Origin of the sequence: Rhizobium sp. 32-5/1, from assembly GCF_029537235.1 — a bacterium.
Taxonomy (GTDB): domain Bacteria; phylum Pseudomonadota; class Alphaproteobacteria; order Rhizobiales; family Rhizobiaceae; genus Pararhizobium.
This window is the reverse complement of record NZ_CP120638.1, coordinates 2,212,117-2,221,288: the sequence shown is the minus strand read 5'-3', so window position 1 is coordinate 2,221,288 and position 9,172 is coordinate 2,212,117. Positions and strand designations below refer to the sequence as shown.

Here is a 9,172-nt window from a genome sequence, read left to right as displayed (position 1 = left end):
TCTGGCAATCAATCCGCTGATTCGGTGGAAAGGATTCCAGCCTTTATGCACCAATCGCGCAAGGGCGCGAGGAAGGATGTTGAAGCGCGACGTTGAGATAGGCAAATGTGCGCGGCATATGCTTCATGTAGCCGGCTTTGCCATCCCGCTGCATCAATCGCACCCAGATGCCGACAAGCTTGCAGTTGCGCTGCGCCGACATCAGATGCCAATCGCGCAGGAAGGTCGCCTCATTGAATCCGCCCTGCGATTGGCGGATAGCGATGTATTCGCTGAGAAAGGCGGCCGCAAGGTCCGGCTCGATGGTCACCCTTGCATCCTGGGTCAGGGAGGCGACGTCATAGGCCGTCGGACCGATCATCGCATCCTGGAAATCGATGATCCCGATCCGGTCGGTGCCGCTGCGCTCCTCGCGCCAGATGATGTTGGGTGAATGATAATCGCGCAGCAGCAGGTTTTTCTCCGATGACGCCAGGAGATCGATCAGGTTGTCCCAGATCGATGCGTAGCCCGCTCGCTCCTCGTCCGAGGCCGGTGCGCCGCGTTTCCAGGGTAGGAACCAATCAATCAGCAACTGTGTCTCGATCTTCATCGCCGTGCGATCAAAATCCGGAACATGGTGGACGATAGTGTCAGCCACCTTGATGTCGCGCTCCGGCGGTGCCGCGTGCAGCTGCGCCAGAAGTCGGATGCTTTCGAGATAGCGGTCCGCGATTGGCTTGCCGTCCGCATCCACAATGCCGTCGCTGCCGAGATTTTCGATCAGCAGGATGCCGGCATCGAGATCCGCCGCATGGATTTCCGGTGCGCATAGCCCCTTGCGCCGCAGCGCCGCGCCGATCGCGACGAACGGGATCACGTCTTCGGCGATATGGGCCAGCTGCTGGTAGTATTTTCCATCCTGCAGGATCGGGCCCGGCTTGTGGCGTGCTGCATCCATCAGGATGGTCGCCGGGCCGTCCGCAGTCTCTATGCGTTCATAGGCCCGTGCCGAGGCATCGCCGCTCAGATGCCGCCGCCGTACTGAAGGATAGCCGTTGTCCGTCAGGAAGGCCCGGATCGTCAGGCTGCGGGCAATCCTCTCCAGCGCTGGGTCACTGCCCGAAAGCATCACGGCACGGCCTTCGCCGATATGTGACAAAGCCATTGTCAGCCGGTCCTTCGGCAGGCCAGCCAGCGCCTTTTCAGGCCATTCGACCAGGCAGATGCCGTCCGCGAGCGCCTCATCAAAGCCAAGCTCGTCCAGCTCCGAAACATCGCCCAGGCGATAGAGGTCAAAATGCGCAACTGGAATGCGCAGGTCGTAGGCCTGAACGAGCGTGAAGGTGGGGCTCGGCACGTCGAGCGTTTCGTCGTCGGCCATGGCGCGCAGGAAGGCGCGGGCGAGCGTCGATTTGCCGGTCCCGAGATCGCCGGAGAGAGCCAGGCAGTCGCCGGCCTTCAGCGCCAGCGCCAGATCTTCGCCGAACGCGATGGTCGCCGCCTCGTCCTTGAGGAAAAGCTCGATCGGCTGCATGTCCCGTTATTCCGCCGCTTCGGCTTTGGGCAGGTCGCCGGAGGGAATGCGGCAGGTGACTTCCGTGCCCTTGCCTTCATCGCTGTGGATCGACACCGTGCCGTGGTGGAGGCTGACGAAGCTCTCCACTATGGACAGGCCAAGCCCGGCGCCGCCATGCTGGCCGTGGCTCTCGAAGCGGTTGAACACGGTATCGAGAATATCCTGCGGGATGCCGGGACCGTTGTCCGAAACGCTGAAGACGAAGTCGCAGCCTTCGCGGCGGCACTTCAGGCTGATCGTGCTCCCATCCGGGGCAAAATTCGCTGCGTTGGTTAAAAGCTTGATCAGGATCTGCTTCAGCCGCTGATGATCGGCGACAAAGAGGCCGAGCATGTCTGGCGCGTCGACGCGCAGCGTGACGGCGCTTTCCTGCAGCCGGTCCGCCATTTGCAGCGACACTTCGTCGAGGAAGTCGGTCAGGTTGATTTCGGACAGATCGAGTTCGATGATGCCGGCATCGACGGTGGCAAGATCGAGAATGTCGTTGACGATGGTCAGAAGCAGGGAGGATGACGTCGAGATGTGATCGACATATTCCGCCTGCCGTTCGTTTAGTTCGCCGAAGGTCGGCGTCTTCAACAGGTCGGCAAAACCGATGATGTTGGTGAGCGGCGAGCGCAGCTCATAGGAGACGTGCTGGACGAAGTCGTTTTTCAGCGAATCCGCAAGCCGCAAGGCTTCGTTTTTCCGTAAGCGCCCGCTCGACGCGAGCGCTGTCGGTGATGTTGACGAAGGTCAGCATCGTCTGGGCATTCGGCAGCGGAATGACGGCAAAATCGAGGATCAACCCGGTACGTAGTTCAAGCACGCCCTGGCAGGATGGCCGCTCGTCGTCGAAGCTGGTGATGATATGCGCAAAGCGCTTCCAGCCATCAGGCTGGTCGTAGGAAGAAATGCAGGCCTGTTCGATCGCGCGGATATGCGTGCCGGGTTTCATTTCCGCCTCGCTTACGCCCCAGAGCGCGCGGAAGGCCGGGTTGGAAAGCTTGATGCGGCCATCCGGTCCGAACACCGCGACGCCTTCCGATAGATGGTCGATGGTCTCGCCCTGCACCTGGACGAGCGTATTGTAGCGCGTTTCCAGGTCGACTTTCTCGGTGAGGTTTTCGAACACCCAGGTGGCGCCGCCCTGCGGCCGGGCGGTGGCGAAAACCCGCAGCGTCTGTCCGTTCGGCAGATGCCAGAGATCGGTCTGTGTATCGATCGCCTGATAGACGGAAAGCGCCTGATCCTTCCATTGCTTCCAGTTCAGCTGTTCGGGGAGCTTGCTACCGGCGCGTAGGCGGTCAAAAATTTCGCCGTTCCCAGGCTTGCGCTCGAGGAAACCCATATCAAGCTCCCAAAGAGCCTGAAATGCCTGATTGTAGAATTGCAGACGTTGGCTGCCGTCGAATGTGGCAACAGCCGTGGCAAGATGGTCGAGCGTCTCCGAATGGCTTTTCAGCGTCCGGTTCAGCTCCTCGCGAACAGCCTCGGCCTCGGAGACATTGATGGCAATGCCGGTGGAACCCACTGGGCTCTTGGCATCAACAACGTCGAAGAAGGTGCGGTTCCCGCGAACCACGGTCGAGACCTTGTCGCGGTAAGGCGTGTCATAGGTGCTGACGGACCGGATCTTTTCCCGGGCGACGGTGGCCAGCAATTCCCGGCCTTCCCGGATCGCAACGGCCGGAGCCGGTGCCTCGACCGATTCGGCATAGGCATGGTTGACCCAAGGAGATTGCCGTCCGGCCCGCGCTGCCAGACAGGCAGGTCGATCGAATCGAGCATCGTCTGGAACGAGGAAAGTGAAGAATGCAGGCGATCGCGTTCCAGCTTCAGATCGGCGAGTTCTGCGCGCAGATTGTTGAGTGCCACGAAGCGCACGAAGGCGCGGCCGCCGGACACGCGTCCCTGCGCCTCGAGCACCTCGTTTCGGCTTGTTTCCAAAACGAGATCGAAGCTCTGCGCTGAAGAGCGCAACAGTTCGATCGCCTTTTCCAGTTCGGATGCGGATGTCGATTTGATCCAGCGGCCGAAGGCGAGGAAATCCCGATCGTCCTGCGGTGCGCCGGTTTCGGCCGGCAGCTGTCCTAGGAATTCCGGTTTGTCGGATAGGCCGTCCCAGACGACGATGCGGCGGTTCTTGTCGGCAATCAGGGCCTGGAAGCGGGAAATCCGCTGATTGGCATCGGCAAGCGCCGCATTCAACTCGCGGTTTTCGGTTTCGATATTGCCGCGCTGGCGAATGAGCCAGATGGCAGAGATCATCGCTGCAGAAATGACGCCGATCAGCACGGAGAAGGTAATCACCTCCGATGACCGAAAGATTGTACCGGTGGCGAGGAAGTCATTGACGGAGGCATGGGCCGGGGTCGTGGCTGCAACAAACACCGTACCGGAGCCCAGCCGGCGTACGAGCCGCCGCATAAGTCCGCCGGCGCAAGCGCGCACTAAAAAGTCTGTTTTCATGGCGTGCTTTCCCCGTTTGCACAACACATGATGCCAAAGCCGAATCGGCCATGGCGATCACACGCGTATTCAATACCTTGGAGCGTGCCCCGACCTTGTCAGTGGAGCGCGATCGTGAGGTTTCTGGTCCGGTTGCAAATCGCCACGCAGAATACAAATGATGTCCCGCAAACGCAGGCTCGTTCAATCCGATCGCATTTCCGGCATGTCTTCGTCCGTTGCCGCATAAACGACAAGACATCCCAATTCGCGATACCGGAGGTCCGCATCTCCATCACGAATCAATATTGAAAACATACTTGGTCGGGGAATCGTCGGGAAGGGTGCGGCCCAAAAAAGAAGCCGCGATCTCTTGTCAAGATCGCGGCTTCTATATGTTGTGGATTATCCGGGTAAGGATTAGTAGCGGTAGTGTTCCGACTTGAACGGGCCCTGCGTCGGCACACCGATATAGCCGGCCTGTTCCTCGGAGAGCTCCGTCAGCTTCACGCCGAGCTTGGCAAGATGCAGACGCGCGACCTTTTCATCGAGGTGTTTCGGCAGAACGTAGACTTCCTTGCCGTACTGATCGCCCTTCGTGAACAGTTCAATCTGCGCCAGTACCTGGTTCGAGAACGAGGCAGACATGACGAAGGACGGGTGGCCGGTGGCATTGCCGAGGTTGAGCAGGCGGCCTTCCGAAAGCAGGATCATGCGGTTGCCCTTCGGGAACTCGATCATGTCGACCTGCGGCTTGATGTTTGTCCACTTGAGGTTCTTGAGCGATGCGACTTGGATCTCGTTGTCGAAGTGACCGATATTGCCGACGATCGCCATGTCCTTCATTTCGCGCATGTGGTCCATGCGGATGACGTCCTTGTTGCCGGTCGTCGTGATGAAGATATCGGCGGAAGAGACCACGTCCTCGAGCTGGACGACTTCGAAACCGTCCATGGCGGCCTGCAGGGCGCAGATCGGATCAACTTCCGTGACCTTGACGCGGGCGCCGGCGCCCGACAGCGAGGCAGCTGAACCCTTGCCGACATCACCGTAACCGCAGACGACGGCAACCTTGCCGGCCATCATCACGTCGGTGCCGCGGCGGATACCGTCAACCAGCGATTCCTTGCAGCCGTACTTGTTGTCGAACTTCGACTTGGTGACGGAATCGTTGACGTTGATCGCCGGGAAGGGCAGGAGGCCCTTGGCCTGGAGCTGGTACAGGCGATTGACGCCGGTCGTGGTTTCCTCGGTCACGCCCTTGATCGCATCGCGCTGCTTGGTGAACCAGCCCGGTGAAGCGGCGAGGCGCTTCTTGATCTGGGCGACGAGGATTTCCTCTTCCTCGGAAGTCGGGTTCGACAAGACGTCTTCGCCAGCTTCGGCACGGGCGCCGAGCAGGATATACATGGTGGCGTCGCCGCCATCGTCGAGGATCATGTTGGAGACGCCGCCATCGGCCCACTGGAAGATCTTGTCCGTGTAGATCCAATAGTCTTCAAGAGTTTCTCCCTTGACGGCGTAGACCGGGATGCCGCTAGCAGCGATCGCGGCGGCAGCATGGTCCTGCGTCGAGAAGATGTTGCAGGAGGCCCAGCGGATCTCCGCACCGAGAACGGCAAGAGTCTCGATCAGAACGGCTGTCTGGATGGTCATGTGCAGCGAGCCGGTGATGCGTGCGCCCTTCAGCGGCTTGGACGCGCCGAATTCTTCGCGGCAGGCCATCAGGCCCGGCATTTCGGTTTCGGCGATGGTGATTTCCTTGCGACCGAAGTCGGCGAGGCCGATATCGGCAACAATATAGTCGTTGGTGGTGCTCATGGATGTCTCCTGACTGGTGGCATTCCGCCGGCCGGCCCCAGATAAGAGAGGCGAAGGCGTGGCACAGAATCATGTTCTCCCGAACAGATGCGGGAGTTTGGCATTCCCCTATCAGGAAAAAGCGCCTGGAGCAACAGTCATATAAAGAGGTCTTTATATGTTTATGTCGTTGACTTACATTTCCTCACCGAACTTGTCGGCGACGAGAGCGTCGAGCGCATCAAGCGCCGTCTGGGCCTGTACACCGCTTGCGGTGACAAAGATGGTGCATCCGGTGCTGGCAGCCAGCATCATCAGGCCCATGATCGATGTGCCGCCGACAGTCATGCCGTCCTTCGACACGGTGATTTCGGCGTCATAGCCTTCGACCATCTGTACGAACTTGGCAGAGGCGCGGGCATGCAGGCCTCTTTTGTTGACGATCAGCAATTCACGGGAGAGCGGCATCGGCGCGTGCATTCCGGTTACTTACCGCTGAGCACGCGGCTGGCGACATTGATGTATTTACGACCGGCTTCCGACGCCTCGACCAAAGCTCGGTCCATGTCGCTTTCGCTCCGCACGCCGGCCAGCTTGATCAGCATCGGCAGGTTAACGCCAGCAATCACCTCGATAACGCCGCTTTTCATCACGGAAATGGCCAAATTTGACGGTGTACCGCCAAACATGTCGGTGAGAATGATGACACCCTTGCCTGAATCGGCGGAGATGACGGCCTCCAGAATATCCTGGCGCCGTTGATCCATGTCGTCTTCGGGGCCGATACAGACAGTTTCGATGGCCTTTTGCGGACCGACCACATGCTCAAGTGCATGACGAAACTCTTCAGCCAGCTTGCCGTGTGTGACAAGCACAAGTCCGATCATAATGTCTATGCTCCAAGTGCATCTGCAACGCTTCGATGGTCAGATATCGCAATGCAGCAATTTCGTCCACCTTTGGGGCGGCCATCTTGGCAAGGAAAAGCCGAAGTGCAAGCCCAAAATGCCGCAGAGACAGCAATTGCGATATACTCATCCCCAAAACGCTGAATTTTGAGGCAGGAAGTGCTCCAAAATCGCAAAGGAATCCTGCCCGTCGCCATAGGGCAAGCGCAGCAGAGGCAAAGACATCCGCTCACTCAGCCAATGGACTTCCTCCTCGGGCGGCAGGCGATCCGCTTTTTCGATCCTGATCGGACGGAGAGCGAAATGGAGAACGGCGGACGGAATCGTCTCGACGTTAGCGATACCGGCACCGCGAATTTCCAGAAGGCCGTGGATGGATTCCGGACCAAGTGCAATCACCTGTCCACCGGTTACAGAGACAAAAACCTGATCGTCGCCGATCAGAGCCGCATAGACCCCATGCAGCCTTGCTTGCGTCATCAGCGTCAATGCGAGCGTCGATTTTCCTGTCCCGGATGGTCCAACCAGCAGAAATCCCCTCGTCCCAAGCACAATAGCCGTGCCGTGCACATTGAAGGGCGTGGCGGTCACGGGTTGGACTCGATCGGCAGGGACAGGATGAACCGCGCGCCGGCGATGGTTCCGGTCTTGGCATCAATGATGTTTTCGGCCTTCAGCGTTCCATCATGCGCTTCGGCGATCTGGCGCGAAATCGACAGGCCAAGCCCGGAATTCTGGCCGAAATCCTCGCCATCCGGTCGATCCGTGTAGAATCGCTCGAAGATGCGGTCGATGTCTTCCGCCTGAATGCCGGGACCATTGTCCTCGACATGGATCAGGCAGCGGCTGCGGGTCCGCGTCAGCCGAACGACGATCCGGCCACCCGGATCGGGCACGAAGGAACGGGCGTTCTCGATCAGGTTGGTAATGATCTGGCCGATGCGCAGTTCATAGCCGGCAACGGCAAAGCGCGCTTTCGGATTATCCTTGCGATCGACGACGAAATCGAGAAGCACGGCCTTCTTGTGGCTGCGGATCTGGCGCGAAATACTGACGAGATCGCCAAGCAGCTTTTCCAGATCGACAATGCTGGCATCGCTGCGCGCCAATTCGGCATCCAGCCGCGACGCATCCGAAATATCGCTGATCAGGCGATCGAGGCGGCGCACGTCGTGCTGGATGACGTCCATCAGTCGCTTCTTGGAATCGTCGGTGCGGGCCAGCGGCAAGGTCTCGACGGCGCTGCGCAGCGAGGTCAGCGGGTTTTTCAGTTCGTGGCTGACATCAGCCGCAAAATTCTCGATCGCGGCAATCCTGTCGTAGAGTGCAGTCGTCATTTCGCGCAGTGCCACGGAGAGATTGCCGATCTCATCCTGGCGGGAGGAAAAATCCGGGATTTCCTCGCGCTCCTTAGCGCCACCACGGCGGACACGAACGGCTGCCGCAGACAGCCGGCGCAAGGGATTGGCGATCGTGCTCGACAGAAGCAGCGACAGGATGACGTTGACGAGGGCCGCCACCCCGAAGACGCGTATGATGGCGAGGCGCTCGGCATGGACGATTTTGTCGATATCGCCCGCCTGGGTCGATAGGAGCAACACGCCGAGCACGGCACGGAACCGCTGCACCGGCACGGCGACGGAGACGATCAGCTCGCCCTTCTCTGTAACGCGCACCACAGCGCCACGGACACCGGTAAGCGCATTCATGACCTCGGGATAGATCGAGCCGTTGCCGCCGGGTGGCTCCTTGTAGAGCGGCAGATTGCCGGGCTGCAGGATGCGGTTGAACAGCCCATTCAGCCGTTCCGACCAGGTGGCCGGTTCCGGATCGATCGGCGGCAGATCGAAACGCAGCACCTGGCCACCGGTATAGAGGTGGCGGGAATCAAGCAGCAGATCGGCATCGGCATCGAACAGGCGGGCGCGGGTTCTAGTGGGCGAAATCAGCCGCCGCAAAACGGGCGCCACGCGCTCCTGGGTGATCGGAAATTCGAGGTCCTCGTCGCTCGGCAGCGGGGTGATGCTCTGCCCTGCCTGCAATTCGAGCAGTTTTTCCGGGTCGATGGTAATCGAATTGGTATCGACGGAGGCGGACGCCGCGATCGCGCCAGCGATGATTTCGCCCTGGGTCAACAGGCTTTCGACACGCGCGTCGATCAGTCCCTCGCGAAACTGGTTGAGATACATGATGCCGCCGACCAGAACGACGAGGGCGACGAGATTGAAGAAAAGGATACGGCGTGTCAGGCTGGAAAAGACGGCATTGCCGAAGATGCGGCGGACAAGGGTAAACGGATGCGCCCATCGCCGATCGGAAGGGCCTCTTCCGTCGGTGTCATCCCCATCCATGTTTCGCAAGACTTCGACCAAGCCTTCCACTTCCGCCAGTGCGGTCCTTAAAGAGTATGGCAGGCATTCAGCCCAAGGCCATCGAGATGGGTTTAAGCGCGGAACCCGACACAATCATACAGGCA

Annotated in this window: 5 protein-coding genes and 2 pseudogenes; all 7 read right to left on the bottom strand. The window is 59.6% G+C overall.

Features of this window, described 5'->3' with window-relative positions; genetic code table 11:
* Positions 1–8 precede the first annotated feature (8 nt).
* Positions 9–1,516, bottom strand: a pseudogene (gene tsaE / locus P6U16_RS11425) (tRNA (adenosine(37)-N6)-threonylcarbamoyltransferase complex ATPase subunit type 1 TsaE).
* A gap of 6 nt (positions 1,517–1,522) precedes the next feature.
* Positions 1,523–4,009: pseudogene (locus P6U16_RS11420) on the bottom strand (ATP-binding protein).
* 399 nt (positions 4,010–4,408) lie between these two features.
* Positions 4,409–5,809: an adenosylhomocysteinase gene (ahcY, locus tag P6U16_RS11415; protein WP_277700702.1), complete on the bottom strand. Its 1,401-nt coding sequence runs from the start codon at positions 5,807–5,809 to the stop codon at positions 4,409–4,411.
* 174 nt (positions 5,810–5,983) lie between these two features.
* Positions 5,984–6,256 (bottom strand): HPr family phosphocarrier protein, encoded by a 273-nt coding sequence (locus tag P6U16_RS11410; RefSeq protein WP_277700701.1) that lies wholly within the window; start codon positions 6,254–6,256, stop codon positions 5,984–5,986.
* Positions 6,257–6,273: 17 nt separating this feature from the next.
* Positions 6,274–6,675 carry a PTS sugar transporter subunit IIA gene (locus tag P6U16_RS11405; protein ID WP_277700700.1) on the bottom strand — a complete coding sequence of 134 codons (402 nt, stop codon included), beginning with the start codon at positions 6,673–6,675 and terminating at the stop codon, positions 6,274–6,276.
* 147 nt (positions 6,676–6,822) lie between these two features.
* Positions 6,823–7,248, bottom strand: a complete 426-nt coding sequence (locus P6U16_RS11400) for an HPr kinase/phosphorylase (RefSeq protein WP_277703823.1) — start codon at positions 7,246–7,248, stop codon at positions 6,823–6,825.
* A gap of 35 nt (positions 7,249–7,283) precedes the next feature.
* Complete coding sequence (locus P6U16_RS11395) at positions 7,284–9,047, bottom strand: sensor histidine kinase (protein WP_277703822.1); 1,764 nt, start codon at positions 9,045–9,047, stop codon at positions 7,284–7,286.
* Positions 9,048–9,172: the final 125 nt, after the last annotated feature.